4 protein-coding genes are annotated in these 23,976 nt (G+C 72.9%); all 4 read right to left on the reverse strand.

Annotated features, from left to right (window positions below; translation table 11 throughout):
- Positions 1-694: 694 nt before the first annotated feature.
- A complete protein-coding gene (locus ACIRA5_RS46210; protein WP_403702391.1) occupies positions 695-1,927 on the reverse strand; it encodes an RICIN domain-containing protein in 1,233 nt (410 codons plus the stop codon).
- A 65-nt stretch (positions 1,928-1,992) separates the two neighbouring features.
- Positions 1,993-4,995, reverse strand: coding sequence for a hypothetical protein (locus ACIRA5_RS46215; RefSeq protein ID WP_403702394.1), 3,003 nt, complete (start codon positions 4,993-4,995; stop codon positions 1,993-1,995).
- Between the two features lie 202 nt (positions 4,996-5,197).
- A complete protein-coding gene (locus tag ACIRA5_RS46220) occupies positions 5,198-5,845 on the reverse strand; it encodes a type VII secretion system-associated protein (RefSeq protein ID WP_403702397.1) in 648 nt (215 codons plus the stop codon).
- A gap of 35 nt (positions 5,846-5,880) precedes the next feature.
- Entirely contained in the window at positions 5,881-23,976 is an 18,096-nt protein-coding gene (locus ACIRA5_RS46225; RefSeq protein WP_403702399.1) for a lonely Cys domain-containing protein, read from the reverse strand.

The raw sequence follows: 23,976 nt of genomic DNA on the forward strand, positions 1-23,976 counted from the left end.
CCCAGGTAAGCCAGTCTCAGCAGCACGCCCCACCATCGTGCCGCGACGGCCGCGCTCCCATGAGCGCATCCGCGCGTCCGTACGGCAGTTGACGCTGTGACAGCCTGATAGCGCCTCCCATCTGCGCGGATGAGGTATTCGGCAAGGGCAACGCTGGTCGACCGCGCGACGCGCTTCGTCCGCCTGATGCACCTGCCGGACGGGTGGAAAGCCCAGCAGATGCGCGATGCACTGACCGGACAGACCGCCGACCTGCCTCCCGCGGCCCACAGAAAGCTCACCTGGGATCAGGGGCGCGAGCTCGTCTTGCACGAGGAGATAGCGGGTCCGCCACGCCGGCCGAGGAGCAGGTCGGCCGCCAGGTGGGTGAGCAGATGGCCGTCGCAGGGTCTGCGGGCAGCGGTATCCGGCGTGTGAGCGGCCGGTTGAGGGCCGCGGACGCGCAGGAGGCGATCTTCCGGCCGATGGCCGATGGCCCGCGCGCCCGGTTCGCGGGCTGCCGAGGCGCTGTGGGCGGCGATGGCCGGCGGCACGGAGGTCTCTCGGGTGCCAAGGCCGAGCGTCGCGTGGGTCCGCGCCTCCAGCACGTCACTGTCGACGCTCTGCAGGCCGTCGATGATCTGAACGAGCGGAGAGCCTGGCGTGGCCGGCCGCTGCGAGCAGGGGCCGGCTGCCTGCTTGACCAGGAGAGGAATCAGGAGACGATCCAGCGCTCCGCGGAGGTCGCTGTGTCGCCGCAGGTCGTCACCCGGATCGAGGCGTTCTTTCCGGCGGACGAGCCGCCTCTCACGCTCAGGCACAGGTTGCTCATGAGGTTGCGGACCCAGTAGGTGCTGTTCGGCCGCGGGTCCAGATACCAGAGCTGGTTGTCCGCGGTCGTGTTGTTGCAGAGGCCCTCGCGGACCAACGTCCCGGGCGCGACAGTGCCGTTGTAGGGCAGGTTCACGCACAGCCCGTCCGTGGTGCTCCTGATGACGAACAGGCTCGCTCCCGCCGGCCCGCCGTCCTTGTCGGCCACCACCAGGTCCCAGAGCATGTTGTCTGTGCGGGAGCAGGCGGGGTGCTGGTTCACCGCGCCGTCGACCTTGCCCTGTCCGCCGCCGGGGATGTCCGCGCACTGGCCGGTCGCGGCGTTCTTCAGCAGGACGTTCGACCGGTTCGAGGCGGCGTTGGCCCGTTGCCGGGGGGTGGGCGCGGGGGCCTTCGTCGCCTTCGCGTCCTGCGCGGCCTTCGTTGCTTTCGGGGCGGGCGTCTCCTTGGCGACGGGCTGGGGCGTGACCTTGGCCGTGGTGGGCGCCGCGGACTTGGTGGCGGGCGCGGACTTGGACGTGCTCGGTGATGCCGAGGGTGACGGGGACTCGGCTGAGTAGTCGGCGCGCAGGTCGTTGTCGGACATGCCGGGGTCGAGCGTCGTACCGCCGATGGGTGCCGTGCTGACCGTGCGGTCCCTGTCCTCTCCGCTCAGGCCGAGGATCAGGAACGGTATGGCGATCAGCACCGCCCCCGCGATGCCGGCCGCGGCCAGCACGGGGCCGCGCGGCCGTCCCGGCGGTGCCTCGGCAGGCCCGGCCTCGTCCGCGCCGTTCGCGCCGTTCGTGCCGTCGTCGTTCCCGGCGAGGAGTGTGCCGACGCCGGCCTCGGGTTCCGGCTCGGCGGACGCCGTCTCCCGCTGCCGTCGCGCCTGTTGCCGCTCCTGCTCTGCGGATGCCGGCTCCTGCTGCTCCGCGGCGGTGGACCGGGCGTGCCCCCGGAGCCGCCCGGGGTCCGGCGCGGGGGGTAACGGTATCGGCACCGGGGCGGCGGGGCCGGGGACGCGCGGGCCGAGGTCGGCACCGGGGTCTCCGTCCGGCGCCGGCACGGCCACCGTACGGCGGACGGCGACGGATGACGCCGGTCCGTGGGCCGGGGGTTCGTGCTGACGTGGCATGAGCACTGCTCCTTGTCGATGGGCGGGGTCCGGGAGCGGACGGTGTGGGGGCGGGGGGTGCGGTATCAGCGGTCGCCGATGGGGCCGGCGCAGCGGCCCGGCCAGTCGCCCGTGCCGGGCGCCATACGGTCGATCAGGGCATGGTCCAGCCGTGCGAGCGCGCTCTCGTCCGCGCCCTCCAGGACGTTGGATGCCGCGTGCGACTCGGGCAGCTGGCGCAGCAGAACGAGGGGGACCGCGCCGTTGGTACGCACGTCGAGGACCCTGAAGGTGGTGCCCGGGGCGAATACGATCTCGTCGTCACCGTCCAGCAGCTGCCGTACCCGGCAGCCGGTGATGGACCAGATCGCGAAGCCCACGCCGGCGACCCGGGCCTTTCTCGCCGGGTCGAGCGGCAGCCCGCTCAACGGTGCCGGATCCCGCAGCACCGCCCCGGGCCGAAGCTTGCCGTGGCCGTCTGCGCCGCCCCAGCCGCGCAGGACCGCTCCGCGATACGACGGCAGCCGCCCGAGCCCCGACGCCAGGCATCCGGCGTACGGCACGAGACGCTGCTCGCCGGCCCGCAGCGAACTCGTCAACTCCTCGTGGCTCAGCGGGCCTTCGCCGTTCCGGAGATACATCCGCAACGCGATCAGGTCGATCCGGGCCGCCTCCTGCTCCTCCCCGCGCAGCGCGGGCATTCCGGCCAGTGCCCGGTTCACCGCCGCGCTGTGCCGCTCCCACACCGGCTCCGCGAGGGTCCGGAAGGAGTTCCGCTCCGGGGCCGTACTGCGGTGCGAAGGCGACACCGGCACGACGGGCAGCGGCCGACTGCCGCCGGACTCGCCCGGTACCTCTGCCAGGGGCCGGGCTCCGGGGGCGCGGATTGTGTCGGGGGCGGTGTCGGGCACGGCAGGGCCGTCGGCCCGCGTCCGCGGGGCCTCCTCGCCTGCCGGGGATGACGGCTGCGGCGCAGCGCCCCCGGCGGTCGGCACCCGGCGGGCGGGGGCGACGGGGGCGACGAGGGCAGCGGGGACAGCGGGAGTGACCGGGGCGGCAGGTGCGCCGGTGGCGACCGGGTCGGGACGGGGCGCCTCCGGCGCGGAGGCGGGTCCGGAGGCCGACTCGGAAACCGCCGGCCCGGATGCCGCCGGCTCAGTAGCCTCCGCCGGGGAGAGCGGCCCGGAGAGCGCCCCCGAGAGCGGCCCCGAGACCAAGCCGGTGACGGGCGGCACTGAGACCAAGCCGGTGACGGGCTCGGCGGTCGGCTCGGCGAGTGACGCGGCAGGTGACGACAGTGGCTCCGACGGTCCAGGTCCTCCGGCCGGGGCGGGCCCGGACCCGGCAGCCGGGGTCGCCGGACCCGGCCGGGCTGCGCCGCTTGCCGTGATCCGCGTCCGACGTGGCGCCGGCGGATCGGGGAGAGCCGGAGCGGCCGGAGTGGTCCCCGCCGGCGGTGCGGAGACGGCTGCCGCGGTCTGTTCGGCGGCGCCGACCACCGCCATCGGGTGCGGGACAGCCACGGTGGCCGTCCCGCCCACCGCACCGCTCGCCCGTACGACCGCCCCGCCCCGAGGCAGCGGACGTGGCGTCCGCGAGGGCGGCGCGAAGCGGATGACGCGGAGGGCGTGGTCGGCCGTCAGGGTGCGCAGCGCATGGCCGCCGTCGGGCGGGACGGCGTGCACGTGGAGAGCGGTGCGGGCGCGGACGTCGGGGGCGAGGCGGTCGAGGAGGCGGGAGAGGACGGGCCAGAGGGAGGCGTCCAGGCGGTCGCCGGTGCGGCCGACCTCGACGATCGGGCCCTCGATGCTCACGGGGTGCAGGCTCCTCGGCAGCGGAGTGCCGTCACGGGGGCCCACCCACAGCCCGGCCCTGGTGACCGTGGCCTGCCACTCGTCGGAGAGGCGGACCACGCCGTTGTCCGCACCGCCGGGGTCCGGCACCGGCGAGGACCAGCGCAGCAGCCGGGGGGCGGGGACGCGGCCGGGAGCGGAGGAGTTGTCCGGCTCGGGAACCGGCTGCGAATCCGGCCCGGGCCTGGTCGGCGGCAGGCACATCACGGCGTCCACGTAGGGCAGCCAGCGCGGATCGCCGTCCGGGCCGACCACCACGGACCGTACCCCGTACGTTCCCAGCGGGCCGTCGGCGGCGAAGAGCGGAAGCCCGGTGGTGACTTCGACCTCGGAGTTCAGCAGACCGGCCACCGACTGGCCCAGCGGCAGCACGTCCCGCCGTCCGCCGGGGACGAGCCGGACGCCGGGGCGGACGGCAGCCGGCAGGGCGCCGAGGAGTTCGGCGACGTCGGTCGCGACGACGTCCTCGCCCCATGGCACACCGACGACCACGGCGGGACGCCTGGGGTCGACCGGTATGGCGTGGAACAGGTCGCCGGGCCGGGGCGCGGCCGCCTCGACCGGGCGGATCAGCAGGCCCGCCGGGATCTGGTCCACCACGCAGCCGTCCGCAGTGCGGACCGGCGCCCGGCGTATCGCGGACTCCCAGTCGGGCGAGGGGACGCGCGGCCCGAGCTTCTCGGGCTTCCGCTCCGGGGCGAACCGCCACCAGCCGCCGTCCGCGGGAGCCACGAACACCGAGCCGCCCGGCACCACGAGCGCCGGCCCGTCGGGGGCCTCGACCGTCAGGTCCCATGCCTCGGAGATCCGGCGGGCGAGGGCGGGCCGGTCCGGGTGGTCGCGTCCGGCGCCGGACATCACCAGCCGTACGGACCGGGTGCCGGCCTCCCGCAGCGAGTCGAGCGACTCGCTCAGCCGGGGCCAGAGTGCCGTCGCGTAGCCCTCGGCGACGGCGACGATCGTGACGGTGCCGCCGTCCTCGGCGCGCAGCACGCGGGCGAGGTCGGCGAGGTCGGCCGGGCGCAGGGTGTCGTCCGTGGACGGGCGGATCAGGAGCAGTCCGTCGTGGTCCTCGACCAGTACCCGAGGCCCTTGCGCGGCTCCGGGCGCCGGTCTCTGCCCTGGCCCCCGTCCCGGCCCGGTGCGGGCGGACCGCTCCCGGTCCTCGTCCCGTTCGGTGCGCGACGACGCGGCGACGGCACGGCGTCGGGCCAGAGGGCCGTTCCAGCGGCTCATCCGGCCTCCTCCGTCGGCGTACTCACTTCACCCACCCGTAGGCCCTCTCCCGACACACATGGCCTTCATGCCAGTCCCATTAGTCACAAGCTCTTTCCAGTGCTCGAACCTCAGCTCATTACTCAACCAACTTTGGGTTACTCCTGGTTGCTTCCAAACCTCTCGTCGGTAAACGCCGGGCGACGCGGACTCGCTCGGGCTCCTACTCGGGCTCCGCCTCGGGCCCCTCCAGCGTTCCGGGCTCCAGGACCGCGCCCGCGGGACTGGACGGATTGACGTACAGCCGGTGTCCGGGCGGCAGTTGGGGCAACAGCTCGGCCGTGGTCCGGCGCGCGAAGGCGAAGCCGCCGACGAGGTCGAGGTGGACGGTGGAGGTGAAGACGGGAACCACGGGGGTGCCGTCCATCGCCGTGGCGGTCACCGGCGATCCGTCGGGCAGCGTGAGCACCGAGACTTCCGCGGCGGCCAGAGCGTCGGCCACGTCCTCGGGCGGTCCGTAACCGGTGACGGCGAGTTGGAGGGCGGCGTCGACGGCGTCCGTGGGCTCCGGCCAGCCGAGGGTCTCCGGGGAGGGGCGGTAGGCGTCGTTGTCCTCCCACTCCTCGATCTCCCCGCCGACTCCGGAACGCCAACGGCCGGCCACGGCGAAGTCCGGCGGCACGCCCTCACCCCGCCAGCCCGGATCGACCGCGCTGATCCAGTGGTCCGGGGCGAGCCGGGCGGCCTTCACGACCTCCTCGGGCGGCTCGGGCGGGGCGTCGCGGAGGGGCGGCGGTCCGGTGCTGGTGTCGGCGCCGGTGTCATGCGATGCGGTGGGCACGGGCGAGGCCGCCGTGGGCTGAGGTGGCATGAGGTCGTCCAGATGGTGGGAGGGTGACCAGGGGATCACGGTCGGGCCGCCGATGGTTCGCCGGCCGGGGCGGGGTCGAAGTGCCGTACGGCGCCGCCCGGTTCGACGACGGTGATGCGGATGCCCAGATCGGCCGCGGCCAGGGCGGCGACGGTCTCCGTGACGGTGGCGCCGGCCTCGCCCCACCGCCGCAGCAAGCGGTACCGCTGGGCGAGAGAGAGGGTGACCTCCCCGGGCATCAGCCCTCCCGTGAGAGTGGCGTAAGCAAGTTGATCTCTCATCAGTTCTACGCCATGAGCCCTCAGTTCATCAACGGTCAGCATGGGACGGGCACCGGCCCAGTCGTCAGCGGCGAGGCGTGGGGCACGCTCCTTGGCGTCGGGTTCGGCGAGCCGGGACTCGACCCAGCGGTGCAGCGCGTCGGCGGGGGCCGGCCCCGAAAGCGACACACCCAGGCCCGGCCGGTGCAGGCGGCCGGGGGCCAGGACCTTCAGCGCGTCCGCCAGAGCTCCTGGCAACCAGGCGCCGTCGCCGCCTGCCTGATGCAATGTCAGCTCTGTGGCTTCCGGATCCGGGTCCGTGTCCGGGGCCGTACGGGAGGGCTCGCCGGGATCAGTGTCGGTGTCGGTGTCCGGGCCGGCCGCCGGTTCCGGTTGCGGGGCTCGTGCTGGTCCTGGTCCTGGTTCCGGGGGCGGGGCGGAGGCGGCGCTGAGGGGGGTGAATCCGGTCGCCGAAGTCGCGGTGGTGGTGACCTGCGACGGCCCGCCGGCCGGTGGCGTGGGCTGGGGCTGGGCGGAGTCCCCGGGTTGCCGCGGCCGCGGCACGTCGGCGGGCCTTGTGACGCCCCAGTCGGCGGCGGAGGATCCGCCCACCGAGACCGGCCCGGAGGTCCTGCTTCCCAGGGGCGCGGTCACCCGTGAGGTCCAGACGGACCTGGCCGTGGTCCGGACGACCTCGTACCGCAGTGGGAGAGGGGCGCCGGGCCGGGGCACCGAGGCGTCGGCCGCCACGCCGGCCAGCACGATGTCGGTGTCATACAGGTCTCGGGTGAGGAGAGCGGGGTCGCGGGCGATCAGATCGGCGAGCTCCGCGTCGGGCACGGCGAACCGGCCACCCGGCAGGTTGAGCCAGGTCCGGCCGGAACCGGCGCCGACCGCCGAGACGACGTACGCGGGGGTCTTGCCCGGGGCGAGCCAGGGCGACGGGTCCTGGCCGGTGCGGCGCGGCCGGCCGTCGGGCCCTGGCGTCACGATGGTGAGGACGGACCCGTCCAGGTGCGCGCCCGCCGACAGCGGTTGCCCCCAGTTGCGGCCGACCGGACGGCCGACGGCGTCGCGCATCCCGGTCTGCGGGACGAAGGCTCCCATCGTCTCCAGGTGGAAGGTGGCCAGCTCGACCAGGTTGTACGGGTTCCGTCCGGAGGCGATCGCCATGCCGGCCAGATCGGCCAGCTGGGCGCTCTTCGAGCTGTCGGGCGCGTTCAGGTGCAGCACCGTGGCGGCGGTGGCGCCCAGGTCGGTCACCCCGCTGAGCCATTCGAGGGCGGTGACCCGGGTCCAGAACAGGCGTGTCGTCTCCCTCTCGCCGACCGTGGCCGACGGGTCCAGGCGCAGCACGCTGACAGCGGTCGCGGGGAGGTTCCTGTCGGACCGCGTCTGCTGGGCGGCCGCGACGAGCTGCGGCACACGGACGAAGTCGGTCAGCGCGCCGCCCCGGGGCGCGGCCGCCGCTCGCGCGAGCAGAGCGCGGTAGGCGGTGGCGTCCAGCAGGCCTCCGCGACCACCGTGATCCCGCCGGTCGGCGTGGGCCGCCCGCTGGAACAGCCCCATGGTGAAGGGGCCCATCCCGGTCAGCCCGGGATCCTGGTACCACATCGACTCCAGCGCGCCGATGCCCCGGAGCAGGTCGTCGTAGGAGGGGTCCTTGTCGATGCGCGGGCCGAGGGCCAGCCGCAGCGCGCGCACCAGCCGCAGGGTCCGGTCCCGGATCTCCCCCGGCGCCGGCGCCGGTCCGGTGTGCAGGCCCGCGGTGCGGGCGCGGTCGTCCAGTTCCGCGTCGAGCGGCTCGGGCCAGAACTCCAGGATCTGGCCGCCCCGCCCCTGCGCGTCGGCCATGACCGCCGTCTGCAAGCTTGAGTTCGAGCCGGGCGGGCTTGCGTGACCGCCGACGCGGTCCGGCGCCCGTACCCGTTTCCGCATGCCGTTGGCCACGGTCTGGGCCACCGATATGTCCGCGAGCGGGTCTGCGGACGGCGGCAGGGACACGGCCGGGTTCGTGGCCGCACGCACGCCCCTGCCGTCGGTGCTTCGACCGGCCCAACACGCCTCCAGGTAGATCCAGTCCTCGTCGCGGAGCCGGCGCAGACTCGGGCTCCGCCTGAGCGAGCCCGTGAACTCCTCGCCGGACGCGTGGTAGGTGGAGCCGTCCTCCTGCGGTATGGCGACGGTCCCCGGCAGGCCGTGCAGGACGAGGTGGTACACCTGCTCGCCGTGACCGGCGCCGACGCGCGGCTGGATGGTCTCGATGGTGATCTTGGAACCAGGGTGCAACCGTATTTCGGACGTGATCCGGTGGAGGTTGCGGTACGTGTGCTCCCGGCTCCCGGCCAGCTCGCTCGGCCTGAAGTACGCCCTGCCGAGCTGCGGGTTTCCCTCCGCGTCGGCGACGAGGGTGTAGCTGACCGCCCTGCGTTCCCACTCGGGGACGTCCCTGCCGTCGTCCGGCAGCACCTCGCCGGGTCTGCTGCGGATCCAGTCGCCGCGCGGCACGCCCTTTTGCTGCTCCAGGGCGATCGAGGCGGACGTCCCGTTGTCGTCCGTGTGCAGGGCGGGCTTGCCACTGGTGGACCACACCTCCTGGCCCAGCCGGTCGGCGAGCTTGCGGGGCATCCGAGGCCGCCGGCTTCCGGCGTACGGGACGACCAGTACCACGGGGACGTCCGCGGGCAGTCCCGCCAGCACCGGGTCCATGGTCAGAAGTTCGATGAACACGTCGTGCCCCACCGTGACCTCCGTGCCGTCGCGCAGCCGCACGGTGAGCACTTCGGCGTTTCCGCCCGCGAGGATGACGAACGGCCGTGGTTGCCCCGGTCGCTGCCGCCACGGTGCCGCGCGGTGATCGGTGTCCTTGGTCGTTCCGTCGTCGCCTTCGACGAGCACCGCCGTGGTGTCCAGGTTCAGGTCCAGGAGGTTGCCGGCGCCTGGGTCGTCGATCCAGTTGCGTCCGTACGAGGTGCCGTCGGAGCCGGTGAGCGCGGTCGCCCGGGACAGGGCGCCCCGGAGGGTGAGGCCGAAGGCGGCCAGCTTCACCAGATGGGGCGCCTGTTCCATGCCCGGATCGACGGCGATCCGCAACAGGTCCGAGCGATGCGCGTCGGTCACCGGAGTTCCCTGGTCCAGGAACAGCACCTCGCGGGCCACGGCGTCCAGGTCGAACTGCCCGTCGCGGAGCCCGGAGTCCTCCGCGGCCTGCCGCAGCCTGTCCAGCCGCCCGACGGCGTTGTGCAGTTGCCGGTACAGACGCTGGTTCTTGGTGATGCCGGTGCCGAAGATGCCGACGAGTGTCTGGTGGTACAGGGCATCGGTGGCGGACGGCACGGGAGCCGGTGATCCCTCGGGCTCGGGAGTGTCCAGGTCCATGTCCGCCGAACCGAGGGAGCCTGCCGGGGTGCCCGGACCGGTGCCGTGTGGTTCTGCCGACGGTATCAGCGCGTTGAAGTCGAGGGGGCCCGTCACGTTCGCGTCGTCGGGCATCCATGCCGGGGTGGCCGGGGTGGCGGAAGGGTCGGCTTCCGACGTTCCGGCGGTCCGGGGCGCCGGGAAGTCCGGCAACGGTGCCGGAACACCGGCCGCGTGGGGGGCGCCGTCGCGTCCCCCGGGCCGCAGGCCGAGGCCGTGCCGGAGCCGGTCGGCGAGCGCCCGCGCCTCTGCCCGCGTCCCGCCCGCCGCCAGCAGACCGGCGACCTGCCGTACGGCATCCCGGAACCCGTCCCCGGCATGCCGGGAGTCTGCGAGCACGGGGTGCGACTCCACCGGCATGACCAGACCGACGGCCTGGTCCCAGGCCTGCTGGGTGGCTTCCGGGTCGGCGTCGGGCACCGTGTCCGCGAAGTTCGCGAACTCCTCGTTCCAGATCCGCCGGGTCGCCCGGGCCGCGACGGCCTGAAGCGCCTCGGGCCAGGTACCGGGCCTGACCATCAGCGCCCGGACCTGGTCCTCGGGATCCTCGACGTCGTAGATGCCGTCAGGGTCGGAGATGCCGAGGCCCGAACGATCGGCCGGGAGGTCGCCCTCCGTCACCCGCTGGGCGATCCACCGGCGTTGCACCTCGTCACGGTCCACGACCGGGAGGTCGAGCGGGGGCGAGTCCAGATCCGTGTCCAGTCCCGAGTCCCTGTCCCGTCCGTCGCCCCTCGGGTTGCCGACGGAACGCCCTTCACCATCGGTACGGCCTCCCTCGACGGGCGGCTCGTTCGTCGCCGTCGCCGTCACCACCGGTACGGGTGGCGGGGGAGTCGTCGGCTCGGGTGGGGGTGGGGGCGGGGTCGTCGGTACGGGCGGAGGTGGAGGCGGGGTCGTGGGTACGGGTGGGGGCGGAGGCGGGGTGGTCGGTACGGGCGGTGCGGGGGGCGGCGAAGTGGTCGTGGTCGTCTGCCCGTCGACGGTTGCCGTGGTGTGCCGCGCAGGGGCGGTGTCGGCGTCCGTGACGGCGGGGGGCGGGCCCGTGGGGTCGAGAGGGCGCGGCAGGGCGGCCAGGTAGGAGTCCCCCCGGCGGTACACGGTCGCCTCGTGGAGCGGTCCGGTGGCCCCCGGCTCGGCGCCGGAGTATTGCCGCGCGAAGCCGTCCTCCTCGACCACCGTCAGGTGGACGCCGAGCCTGCGCGCGGTCAGGGACGCGGCCAGGTCGGCCGTGGTGTCGTCCCAGCGGCGGGCCAGCCGCACATGGAGCCGGACCAGGAGCCGCCGTTGGAAGGGGGTGAGCCCGTCGCGTACGGCGTCGGTCAGGCGTCCCCCGTTGGCCTCGACGCCGGCGCGCAGGTCCGCGTCGCCGGCGAAACCGCCGCCGATCCTGTCGTCCAGCTCCCGGGTGTGGAACACGGCGTCCGGGTCGAGGGCCGCGTCGGCGGGCAGTTCCCGGCTGTGGGCGACCCATTCGGGCAGCAGATCGACGGGCACGGGCAGGTCGCCGAGGCCGTGGGTGACGGCGGCGAAGAAACCGTTGCCGTCCACGTCCGGCCGGTGCAGGTCGTAGCGCCGGGTCCGGCCGTCGGGGTCGGTGGTGGTCAGGGTGCGGTGGTCAGTGGCGGCGTCGAAGCGTACGCCGGGCCGCTCCGGGTCCGGCTGCCAGGGCGGCCGTGCGTATGCCGGCCGGGCGCGCTCGTCGATGACGTCGTCGTTCTCGGTCCCGCCGTTCTCGGTCCCGTTCTTCCCATCGTCTTTCCTGGTCTCGCCCTTCGGGGGGTTCGGGGGCGCGCTGTCGCTCCCGGCCGGCGGCGGAGTGAAGGTGACCTCGCCGGGTTCGCGAATGTCGCCGGGGCGCAGGCGGCCGGCGTCGGTGGCGTTCAACTGGTGCCAGCGGGTCAGCCGGTCGGCGTCCTCGCGTACCCGGGCGTACTCGTCGGCCAGTGCCTCGGCGGTGGTGCGCGCGGTCTGCAACCGGACGGTGAACTCGTCCAGCCGGGTCTGTGCGGCGTCCCGGGCCGTCGCGGCGGCGGTCACCTCCTCCGCCGCCCGCAGCGCGTCCTGCAGCCGCGCCTCGGCCCGTTCCCGCTGCCCGTCCTGCTCAGCGGCCAGCAGGTCGGCCCAGCCGTCGTGGTCGGGTTCCGCGGACTGTGTCTCGTCCTCGATGAGCCGCAGGGCCTCCCGCGCAGCCAAGACCTGCGCCCGGGCCTCGGGGGAGCGGGCGGTGAGCGTGGCCAGGTTCCGCTCGGCCTGCTCCAGCTCCGCCACCCGCTGCGGTCCCGTGTCGCGGCGCAGGCGCCAGTACTCCTTGTCGGCGGCCGTCCACGCCTTGTCGGCCTCGGTGACCGCGTCCCACGCCCTGGCTGCCTTCGGCGGGAAGCCGGTGTCGTCGATGAGGCCGAGGTCGCGGGCGATGTCCTCACGCACCCAGGCCAGGACGGTGGTGTCGGTCTCCACCGCCTGCGGCGCACGGGTGGTGTCGCCGAACGGGCTGCGCAGCGTCCGTATCGCCCCGCTGTCCTTGACGTGGTGGTGGACGGCGGCCACGCTCAGCCAGGTGGTGGGGATGGCGAAGAGGAACGAACGCGTCGCGTTCGGCTTGACGTTGACCGAGGCGAGCCGGTCACCACGGGTGGTGAAACCCTCGGAGTCGGTGGAGGAGTCGCCGGGGCCGGAGGCGCCCATCTGGTTGGAGCCGGTGCTCTGCGAGGACGTGACGGGGCCGCCGCCCAGCGAGGATTCGGTGTTGCCGACGCGGGCGGCGGACGTGCCACCGGCGTGCGTGTCCCGTCTGGGCGCCTCGTGCTTCATCCCGTCCGTGACGGTGAGCAGCCGGGCCCTGCCGAAGTCGGGCTTGGAGTACAGCGTCAGGTCGCCGTCCGCGCCGCCGAAGAAGCCGCGGTCGGTCAGGCCCGGTACCTGGTACCCCTCCGCGGTCAGTGTGCGGTCGTAGAAGCCGGTCAGCGCCCCGTTGGAGGTGCCGTCCTCCATGTTCTGCGCGGAACCGGTGCCGGCCCGGGTCAGCGGAGTGTCCAGCGCCTCGGCGAGCAGCTCGTCACTCGGGCCGCCGGCTTCCGGCACGTCGATGGAAGCGTCGTACGCGGCCGCCAGCGCCAGGGTGTTGGCGTGGTGCAGCTGGTCCAGGCCGACGACCCGGCGGACCTTGAAACCGTCCTCGGGCAGGGTGAACGGTTTCGTGGTGCGGTCGCGCGGGTGCAGCACGTCGTGCCAGCCGCTCGTCTTCATGTCGCCCGGCACGTCCACCTTGCGGGGTGCGCCGGGCGGGTCGAGAACCGGCGGGGCGAGCGGGTCGGGTTCCGGGGCACCGCCGTCGGCCGGGTCCCGGACGTCTGGATCGGGACGCATCAGACTGAGGGGGTAGTGCTCGATCAGGTCTCCCACCTCCCCCTCGGAGACGACGGACAACCGCCGTCGGCCCGTGACCTTCCGACCCCACCGCCCCGCCCGTCTCCTGAGGCCGGCACCGGTGGTGGTGGCTGTGGTGACGGCGTTGTCGGTGCCGTCGCCGTCGTCGTTCGCGTGCCCCGTGTCCGTGATCTCCAGGCTGAGGCGGAGCCGGTAGCGGGTGACGTACTCGCCGTGGGCCTGGGTGGTCGTCGCTGTGGCGATGCGTACGCCGCCGGTGGAGCGGTTCTCGGCCGCGTTCTGCTGGGTGGAGCCGACCTCGGAGTAGGTGGGACCCGCCGACTTCACCGTGCTGTCGCCGGTGGCCACGCCCTCGGTGACGACGGTGCCGACACTGGCGCCCGACACCCGGCCGCGTCCTTCCTGGACCGTCTCCACCGCCTGCCGGTGCTCCTCCAGCTCCACGCTGTGGCCCAGGCCCGCGAACCCCGGGCCGTCTCCGTCGGTGGTGACCGAGGTGCGGGGCACCCTGACCGGGATCAGTTCCGCACGTGCCCTGACCTGCCGCTCGCCGATCCACCACTGCACGGTCCCTGAGCCCCAGCGGCCGATTCCCGCGGCCACCGAGGAACCGGCGCCGATCATCTCCTTGCCGAGTGCCCGAACCACCCGGTCCGACACCAGTCGGTGGATGGTGTCCCGGTCCGCCTTGGACATTCCGAGCGGACGCAGCTTGCGGTCGAAGTCGAGCAGGACGGACGCCGCGTCGAGGGAGTTCACCTGGAAACTGCCGAAGGGGTTCGCCGGCAGCCACGGCTGAGGCGACCAGGAGCGGCGGGTGTAGAGGGGCACGGTGCCCCAGGGGTCGGTGAGCAGGCCCAGCCGGTGGGCGCTCTTCTCCGGGATGTGCCCCGTCCAGCCGTCCTGGACCAGCACGCGCCGTCCCGCGGTCCCGGCCAGCAGACGCGGCATGCCGCTCCAGCCGAGCGCCGTCCGGCCGACTGTGGAGGAGGCCGCCGCGATCTCGTGCTGGACGTCACCGGTCACCAGGACGTGGCGGTTGAAGTCCTTGCGGTTGATCTCGGCGACGGCGACCCGGGAGACGGCGACCACCCGGGAGCGGTCGAGCCGGTACGGGCTGGCGACGACACCGTAGGTGCCGGTCACTCCGGGCCCGGTGTCGTGGGAGTTCAGGTAGCCGAGCTGGCCGCCGAAGAACACGGTGCTGGTACGGGCGTTGCGGCCGGTGGCCTGGGTGATGCCGCCGATCGTGGTCTCGGTGTCCACCGTGACGGGACCCGTCAGCGCGGTGAGGGTGTGGGGCGCGATCCTGGTGCGGTGCGCGAGGACCGAGGAACGGTTCAGGTAGGGCGCCCTGTCCCACAGCCCGGAGACCCGCCAGCCGAGAGGACTGGAGGTCTGGTCGAAGTTGGCCGTGAGGTACTGGCTCTGGAAGGCCCGCATCGCGGCGTCGTGCGAGGGGGCGCCCTCCTGCGACAGCAGCCATGAACCGCCGGACGCCTCCTCCAGCGTCTCCTGGACGGCCCGGGCGAGCCCGGGATGGGTGGTGACGGTCAGGGTGAGGAAGGGGTGGTTGCGGTACTGCTGGGCGGGGTGGCGCTCGGCCTGGTTCCGGGCGGGGTGGTGCGCGGCCTGTTCGAACAGGGCGGGGGTGGCCAGCGTCAGATCGCGGGCGACCCGGTGCGAAACACCAAACGGCAGGCCGTGCCCGGGCTCCGGGGCACGGGTGGTGGCCCGGTGGCTGGGGACGTGCTCCACCGGGATGCTCAGCAGTACCGCTCCGAGCACCGGCCCGGCGACGTGCGGGGCCGTCCCGAGCAGGTCGGTCTCCGGCTCCGAGAAGACGAAGGGCTGCGTGCCCAGCAGGTTCAGGAAGAGGATGCCGCGCAGCAGGCCGCGGAACCGCTGGAAGCCGCCCCGTCTGGCGGTGATGGTGAGTAGATAACTGTAGAGGTGCGAGCCCTTGGTGCCGATGGACATGGCCTCGTGGGTGACGCTCGGGCCGTAGCCGCTGTCGGAGTCGTGCCGGACGCCGTATCGCCCGCCGAACGACGCCGTGCCCGCGCGCAGCGGCCTGCCGACGTTGTCGGTGGCGGTGTCGCGCAGCGAGAGCAGGCCCTCGGCGCCGAGGTGCAGGCCGCGCCCGCCGCTCTGCTGTCCGCCGAGGTTCTCCATTCCGGGCGCGCTGAACCGCAGTTTCAGGTCCTTCTGGGTCCCCTCGAAACGCCGCCCGGTCAGTCTGGCGTCGAGCCACACGTACCGCAGCCCCCGGGTGAGGCGACCGGAGTCGACCAGGGTGATGCGCAGCCCGGTGGTCTTCATCGTCTCCAGGTTGGTCGCCATGCCATGGCGGGTGAGTGTGTTCAGCACCTCCTGGGTGTTGGCCGCCACGATCTGGAAGTGGTCGGCGTCGCGCCAGCGCGGGTTGTCCGCGTTGAGTTCGGCGAGCGGGGCGACCAGGTCCGGGTGGACCCGGGCGACCTCTTCGACCATCCGCTCCGCGAGGTACTCGGGAAAGGTGAGCTCCCGGCCGTCGACGGTGCGGGTGAAGGCGCCGTCTTCGAAGGTGAACTCCTCCGGGCGGGCCATGCCCAGGGTCGTCGGGTCGTCCCCGGTGAGGTACGGCGGCGGGGTGGGCTCGGGGCCGCGCGGCAGGCCGCGGTCCGTACCGGCCAGCCGCCGGGCCTCCGTATGGGTCATCCGTTCCACGGCCCAGGTCTGGAAGGTCTCGCTGCGCGGCGGCAGACTCCACTCCTGCGGCCGGTTCTTGCGCAGCTTGCCCCGCCGCTGTTCCCCGTCGCCGCGTTGGTCGGGCAGCGGGGCCTTGGTGTCGGGCGGCGCGGTGACGGTGACCGTCTTCTGGACGATGTAGAGCCCGGTGCGGTCGCCCTTGGCCTGTCCCGCGACTTTGACGGCGCCGCTGCCGCCGGTCGTCGAGGTACGGCTGCGGGTGGCGGCGTAACGGGCGTTGATCCCGAACAGCAGACGCAGGTCGAACTTGCCGTGTTCCAGGCCGAAGAGCTGGAGGGACGGCCCGGCCGCGCCGTTGACCTCGTTGTTCTTCGACCGGCCCACCGTCCGTTCGTTGCTGATCGTGGACTGTGCGATGTCGCGCAGTTCGGCGGCCGTGGTGTCGCTGATGAGGACCGCGTCGCCCGAGCGGACGTCCACCGAGAAGACGCCGAGCGGCGAGAGGGCCGTCGCGTCACGGAAGAGCGACGGTGTGGTGGTCCGGCCGGCGTTCAGCACGCCGCTCATACGGTGGAAGCCGTCGGTGGAGAAGAAGTCGCTGAGCTGCGAGCCGGCGAAGCTGTCCGACTTGACCCCGGCCTGGCGCAACGCCCAGTCGCGGATGTGCGCCACGGGGCCGTACGACTCGGTGTTGACCAGGCGGTAGGGGGGTCTGCCGGTGAGGTTCAGCCGGTCGGGCGGCGGGTCGGGGAGCGGCTTGCGGTCGGTGATGCTGTCGGCCAGCCGGACCACCAGTCCGTCCCGGACGGCGAAGCCGAAGCCCACCGCCCCCGCGCTGCCCTCCGGGACGGCCTTGCCGTCGTTGTCGACGGGGCGGCCGAGCCGGTCGGTGACCGTGATGTCGTACCAGACGTCCCCCAGGTGGGGGTGGGATCCGTCGGTGGTGCGGGTCTCGGTCTGGTTGATCGTCTGGTTCTGCAGTCCGTACTGCGCCCGCTTGCCCCAGGACTTGCGGAAGGCGGCCCGGCCCCAGGCGTTCCACAGGTGTTTCGCGGGCCCGAGCGGGACGCCGGGCACCAGTGAGGTGGACGTGCTGTTGACGGCGGTCCGGCCGGTCGTGATGGTCTTCCGCCCCATGGTGTCCACCTTGACCGGGTTGGCGTAGCCGAACGCGAACCGGCTCCAGTTCCCGTACGGGCGGGCGGTCACCGTGACCACGCGGGTACGGCCGCCGGTGGTGCGGTAGGTGAACTGCTGTCCGTCGCCGGAGAAGCCGCGCGGATTCCGCGTCAGCCGCTGCCGCACGTCGTCCTGAAGGCTCCGCCGGACGATGCCCCACCGCTTCTCGTGCTTCGTGGGCGCGGCCGGGGCCAGCCGCCCTCGCAGTCGCCCGACGACCTCCGCCGTGACCTGGTCGACGCCGCGCAGCACGGGGTCGCTCTGGCCGAAGGCGTAGGAACGGCGCACGATGTCCGGGGAGATCCCGGGGAGCCGGGAGGCGATGCCGCCCATGTAGGCGGGCAGCCGGGTCCTGTCGGTGAACTGCACCGGCCCGCCGCCGTCCACGGGGGCGGCAGGCAGACTGCGGTCGATACGCGGCGGCCGCCGCCTGTCGATGTCCTGGCCGACCCATGCGGGCGGCGGCGCGGGAACGGCCGGCGGGCGCGGTGCGGGTACGGGCGGGACGGGTGCGGGTGGGGCTGGCGGTGTGCGTGTGGGTGGCGGGACGGGTGTGGGTGGGGCTGGCGGTGTGCGTGTCGGCGGCGGGACGGGGACGGGTGCGGGGGCGTCCTCCGGGATGGTGCTCAGCCGGGGGGCGAGGGAGCGGGTGGCAGGGGGCACGGTGGATCGCGAACGGACGGCGGGGGGCGCGCTGTCCGTCGTCGCCGGCGGGTCGGCCGGAGCGGAGGTCGACACACCGGAGTCGGTGGACACGTCGGTGACCGGCGGGGTGTTGACGGAGGTGATGACCGGGGGCGAGGCCGAGGCCGAAGCCGGAGCCGACTGCCGGAGTTTCCTGGGGCGGACGAAGGACCAGTCCCCGTTCCTGTTGTACGCGGTGGTGGTCATCACGAGGCCGAGTTCGTTCGTCGACGCGTTCCGCCGGAGATCCAGGGGGCGTTGGGTCGCGACCACCAGGTGGCCGAGGGCGTCACGGTTCGCGAGGACCCGGCCGAGTCCTCGCGTGTCCGGTCCGAGACCCACGGGGACGATGCGCGTGCCCCAGCTGTCGATCGCGTTCACCTGGGGGTCGTGGCGGAGCAGTTCGGCGATCTCCTCGTACGGCACGTCCCGTGAGGTCCCGCCGGGCCCCGGCATGAGGACGGTGTCCGGTTCGGTACCCGGGCTCAGGACCACGACGTGCGGCGTGCCGCGGTCGGGGCCGTTGGTCCAGGGCGTCGGGTAGTCCGGCTGCGTGCCGCCCCCGGTGGGGTCGACGACGGCGTAGGTGTCGGTGCCGAGCCGACCGGTGTACGCGCGCGGCGACCAGTTCCGTCCCACGGGTTGGCCGCCCGTCGAGAAGATGCGGTTGGCGGGGTCGAAGGCGCCGTGCCGTTGCAGGCCGTAGGCGGCGAGCGCGGTCGGGCGGTGGACGTCGCGTCCGACCGCCGCCGCCCCGGCCGCGGTCCACAGCAGCGCTTCCCGGTGCGCCGGGGTGCCGGGGTCCGCCGCCGCCGGCAGGTGCAGCACCCGCCTGGTGAGGGCATCCGCGTCGGGGTGGTTGTCCACCGCTTCGACGGCCCGGACGGTGGCCCACAGCAGCCGTTGGCGGTCGGCCGGTTCGACGCTCCGGCCGGGCGGGATGTCCAGCACCTGCCGGGCCCGCGCGTCCGGGTCGCCCATGGCCAGCAGTTCCCGGGCCCGGTCCATGCTGGGCAGGGCGACGAAGGCGGACAGGGCGGTCCCGCTGTCGGCGTCCAGGGCGGCGAGCGCCGCGTCGAGCGTGACGCGCACCTCGGCCGGGTCCAGGGCCGGGGGCCGCGGGGTACCGGGGGCGGCCCGCTGTCCGTTGTGCGCCCAGGTGATCCGCTCCAGCAGTTCGAGGGTGAACGGACCGCTGCCCGCGAGGTCCGGATCCCGCCGCCGCATCGACTCCAGGGCGCCCAGGCCGCTCAGCAGTTTCCGGTAGGTGCCGTCCGGGTCGTCCCGGTCGTCCTCCACGGAGGCGCCGAAGGTCTCGCGCAACGCGCGCACCAGCCGCAGGGCGGTGTCCCGTCGCTCCGGCTCGCCGATCCGCGGGTCGTCGAGGCCGGCGATCCGGGCGAGGTCGTCCAGAGCGCTCCCCTCGGGTTCGGGGCGTGCCTCCTGCCAGTAGGCCGCTTCCCCCGAGGCCAACATGAACACCCCCACCTTGGGATGCACCGCGTCGGGCAGGGAAACGGCCACCCGGGTGGGGGAGAAGACAGTGCGCCGCATCTCGTTGGCGAACTGCGTGGCGGCGGACGGCGCCGCTAGGCGGTCGGCGACGAAGGGGCCGGGGCCCCCGAAGCCGCCCTCGTTCCGGCCGGCCAAAGCGCCGCCCCAGCACGACACGAGCACGATCGGGACGTCCGGAGGGAGTCGGCGCAGGCTGGGCCGGCGGCGGACGACGCGGGCGACGTCCCGGCCCGGCGCCGTGACGGTGTCGCGCCCGGTGCTGACCGCCGTCCTGCCCGGCAGGCCGTGTACCTGAAGGAAGTAGGCCCTGCGCCCCTGCCACGGCACCTTACGGGGGGCGCCGACCGGCTTGGCGGTGACCGGATCGACGTCGTACCACTCGGAGGTCGTGACCAGGTGCGCGGAGACCTGCTCGCGCGCCCACTGGTCCTCTTGGCCCATCAGCATCCGACCGGTCGAACGCCCGTCGAGGGCGAGGGTGACGCTCTTGATCCGGCTGTACCGGAAGGCCATTCCGTCGGCTCTCAGGAACGGGTCTTCGGCCAGGTTGGACTGGTCGGTGTCGTCCCAGTCGTCCGGCTCGCTCCTGATCCAGGCGCCCAGCGGTTGTTTGACGTCACGGTTGTCGGACACCTTGACGCGGAGGCGGGAGGTCTTCGGGTCCGTGTCCGACGTGACCGTGCCGGGGTGCGCCCACACCTGCCGACCGGAGCGGAACGCGGCCATACGAGGCAGATCCAGGCCCATGTCGCCTGCCTCCGTCCAGGCCAGCACCACCCGTACGTCGGGGTCGGCTCCCGTCAGGGCGGGGTCCATGGCGAGGAGTTCGGCGAACTCCTCCGAGGAGAGCCGCCACCGCCTGCCGTCGGCCAGCGCCAGCCTGGTGGACGTGTGGCCGCCGTCCTCGGTACTGAGCACGTATGGTTCGGGCGCGCCCGTAGCTCCCGCCCAGGGCCACGGATGGCGCGTGGTGGTGCCATCGGCCTCCACCACCACGTGATACGCGGAGGTGTCGGCTTCCTGGCCCGGACGGCCTGTCCAGTTGCGGCCCCGGGGGGTGCCGTCCGGCGCGGTGAGGAGGGTTTCCGCCGCGAACACGCCCTGACGGCTCAGGTGGAAGGCGGTCAGGGCTGCCGCGCTGGTGGCCCGCCCGGCGGCCGTCGCGGCGGCCACCAGGTCGTACAGGGCGCTCAGGCGGCCCGGCACGGCGTCGGTGGCGAACGAGGACCGGGGATCGACCGCGGCGGTCGGCGTCGGCCGCGCGAACCCCCGGATGTCGTCCACGTCGGCGCCGGGGCGGCGCAGGGCGAGTTCGGCGACCTGGTCGAGGCTGAGGGAGCCGGAGCCCAGTTCCGGGTACAGCTGTGTCAGCCTGGCGACCACGGGCCACAGGGGCGAGCGCTCGACGTCGATGACGGCCCGGCGCCGCGCGGCCGGCGTGTCGGTCGGGCCGGTCGTGCCGGTCACAGGGTCGGTACGTCCCCCGCCGCGCGTGACGATCGGGAAGTCGGCGATGTCCACCTCCCTGCCCCAGCGCTTGCGTACCGCGACCAACGCCGGGCCCGACGTGGCCAGTTCGCGGCGGATCGCGATCCGCAGCGCGTCGGCCACCGCGTCCGCCCGGCGCTTCCCGGTCCATCGCGCCATGGTGGCGGCACCGGACCCGATGGCGAACCGGGAGCCGTTGCCGAAGCCGGTGACGGTGATCCGGGGAACGCGGAGTCCGGCACTCAGGTCGCGCAGCCCATCGGCCACGACCTCCTTCGCCAGCTCGTCGATCTGGCGGAGCCGGTCCTCGTCGAGCTGCTTGCCGCCCTCGTCGAAGTCGACGTACGGCCGCGGCAGCGCCCGGACCGGCACGAGGGCGGCCACCGAGAGCGTGGCGGCCTGGTGCGGTGAGCTCGCCTCCTCGGACGTCCGCACATCGGCGCCCACCGCGGAATCCGGCACGGGAGACGAGGTGGTGAGTGGGACCGGGGTGGGGGAGGACGTGGCAGGGGGGACTGGGGAGGACGTGGGGCGGGGGACCGGGGCGGGCGCGGCGTCGGACACGGGACTTCCGGTGGCCGGGGGCGCCGGGGAGCCGGGCGCGGGCACCGGAAGACTGGACGTCCGGACGGCCTGTGCGGCATCGGCCCCGTCGGGGCCACCGCCGCGGACCCGGACCGGCAGGTCCAATCCGTGCCGTAGGCGGTCGGCGAGATCCGTGGCCGCCCGCGAGTCGCCGCCCGTCACGAGCAGCTCGGCGACCTCTCGTACGCCGTCCCGGAACTCCTCGCCGGCATACCGGGAATCGGCGAGCACGGGGTGCGGCGCCACCGGCAGAACCAGACCGACGGCGGTGTTCCACGCACGGAGAGCGTCCTCGGCCGGGTCCGCGTCCGCGTCAGCGTCCGCCGGCAGGGAGTTCGTGAAGTCCGTGTACGACTCCTGCCACATCCGCCGTGTCGCGTTCGCGGCGGTGACGTCGAGCGCCTGCGGCCACGGTCCGGGCCGCAGCATCAGCAGCCGGGCCTGATCGACCGAAGACAACCCGCTGCCGTACAGGGGAAGTTGAGCGCCGCGCCCGAGTCCTGCCTGCGCCTGAAGAGCGGGAGTGATCGTGACCCCGGCCGTGGTCAGGTCGTCGAGACCGACGGTGCCGTCGTCGACGAGATCCGGCATGCCGGTGGGCAGATCCCCGGGCGACACCCGCTGGGCGATCCACTGACGCTGGCCGCCATCACGGGGAACGACCGGAACGATGTCGGACCGGGCGTCCGGCGCCTGGCCGTACGGTTCCACGCCCACGTCCCGCAAGTGGTCCTCGACTTGAGTCAGTTGCCCCGGGGCATGCTCCGCGTCGGTGGTGGCCTCCTCCAGAGCCGCGACGTCGTGGCTGCTCCCCACGTCCGTCTCCGTTGGGTGCCGAAGCTCCGTGACGGGGTCGACGGGGTCGACGGGGTCGACGGGGTCGACGGGGTCCGTGAACGTGCGTACCGCGTCGGAGTGTTCGTCACGCACGACGTCGACGTCCTCGTGGAACTCCGGTTCACCGGTCTTGCCCTTGGCGTTGCCGTCGGGGGTGGTCGTGGGCGAGTTCGGGGCGCGATGACCGGTCCCGTCCGACGGAGAAGTGACGTTGGAGGACGGGCTCACCGGGACCGGGGCCGTGTTCAGGTCGTGGCCCTTGTTCTGGCCCTGGTGCATCGGTACGTCGGCGTCGACATCACTTTCGCCGTGCGCGTTCCGGCCACCAGTGTTGGTGTTGGTGTTGGTGCTGGTGTTTGTGGACAGGCCCTGGGACGACCCGTTGGAGGACGTCGGAACCGAGGTGCGCGGCGTGTCGCTGTCGATCGTGGACGGACGGTCGGCGAGGTTGTCCGTCGCTGTGTCGAAACCTTGCCCCTGCCCTTGGTCGGAATAGCCGTTGACGTCCGGGATGGCCGAGGACGAGGTGATCCGCGTGATCGGCGTGATCGGGGTGCCGCTCCTGGCGTCGCCGAGGGGGGCGTCCACGTCGAGGTTCCCGTTCAGGTTCCTGGAATTCGAGTTCAGGCCCTCGGAGTTGCCGTTCAGCTCTACGGAGTTCCGGTTGAAGCCGCCGGAGTCGACGTTGCTGTTCAGGCCACTCGAGCTCCCGTTGAAGCCGGGGCCGTCACCGTTGACGCCGTTGGCGTTTCCGGTGTCGAAGTTCGTCTCCAGGCTCGACAGGTCGGGCGTGGACGAAAGGCCGTCGCCGTTCCCTGAACTGCCCGACGTCTCGGAGTGGCCGGTCCTGTTTCCCGAGCCGCCGGAGCGGTTGCCGCCCCCTGCCCCGCCTCCGTTCCCCCTCCCGTTCCAGGTGTTCGTGCCCACGGAGTTGCCGCTCTGGAATTCGTTGGACCTGAATTTGTTGTCGTTCAGGTAGTTGTGCCCGGCGCGCCTGCCCAGCGAGCCCATGCCGTTCGTGATGCTCGCGTCCAGACCCGCCTCGACCCGCTCACTGAGCCCGGCGCCCACGAAGGTCATCCAGCTTGAGCTGAAGTTCCCGTAGAAGACGCCCATGGCGATGACTTCGGCCAGTGCCTCGGCTCCGCCGTCGGCGACGAACTCCAAGGGTTGATCCTTGATGTCGAATTCGTCGTGATCGTCGAAGTCGCCCTTGCCGTACCTGTTGCTATTTCCGTTGCCGTTGCCGTACTTGTCGCCGTTGCCGTTGCCGTAGTTATTGCCGTATTCGTCACCGTTCCTGTTGCCGCCTGAACCGTTCGGGATGTCGTTGCCGCCGCCCCTGTGATTGTTGGGGCCGTTGAGGTAGGTGCCGTCGAAATTGTTGCCCCACTTGTTCGGCGGGTCCTTCAGGGTGTTGTTGAAAATGTCGTCGATACCGTTGTTGATCTTCTTCGCTATGTCGCCGAAAATCGACCCGAACCCGCCGCCCATCGCGCCGAAGAACAAACTGAACACGACGGCCCCACCGTCGATGCCGTCGGGCCGCTGTCCGTCCGGGCCCCACTTCATCAGGGACAGCCGGACTATCAGGGTCTGGAACGCCTCCTCGATCGCCTCCGTGATGGTCGGAAGCAGATGGAAACGCATGCTGAGTTCGAGCAGGATCACCAGCATCCGGGCCCTGGCGATCAGCTTGCGGGCGGCGATCGCGCCGAGCGAGGCCCCGCCGGTGACGTACGACAGCGCCGTAAGGATGGCGATCTCCAACGCCAGCCTGATCAGTTCGGCGATGAGCTGCCACTTGGCCTCGCGGATGTCCATGGCCGTCTTCCGCAGCCCGGCGGACACGTCGTCCATGCCGTCGGTGAGCTGGTCGAGATACGGCAGCATGACGTTCATCGAATCGATGAACTTCGTCCCGACTTCCCCGGGCAGCGAATCGCCGACGTAGGCGATGGCCTCGCGTATCTTTCCTTTCAGGGAAACGACACTGATCTTGGTCGCCTGAAAGTCGAGGCTCTTCTGATTCGCTTCGTCCTCGTTCGTTTTGGGGAAGAACTCGCCCGTGAGAATGAAGGTCAT

It is taken from the genome of Streptomyces sp. NPDC096311 (genome assembly GCF_044763085.1).
Taxonomy (GTDB): Bacteria; Actinomycetota; Actinomycetes; order Streptomycetales; family Streptomycetaceae; genus Streptomyces.

Coding starts and splice junctions, on each gene's coding strand:
- ACIRA5_RS46210 (WP_403702391.1), bottom strand. CDS start 1,927: ATGCCACGTCAGCACGAACCCCCGGCCCACGGACCGGCGTCATCCGTC.
- ACIRA5_RS46215 (WP_403702394.1), bottom strand. CDS start 4,995: ATGAGCCGCTGGAACGGCCCTCTGGCCCGACGCCGTGCCGTCGCCGCG.
- ACIRA5_RS46220 (WP_403702397.1), bottom strand. CDS start 5,845: ATGCCACCTCAGCCCACGGCGGCCTCGCCCGTGCCCACCGCATCGCAT.
- ACIRA5_RS46225 (WP_403702399.1), bottom strand. CDS start 23,976: ATGACCTTCATTCTCACGGGCGAGTTCTTCCCCAAAACGAACGAGGAC.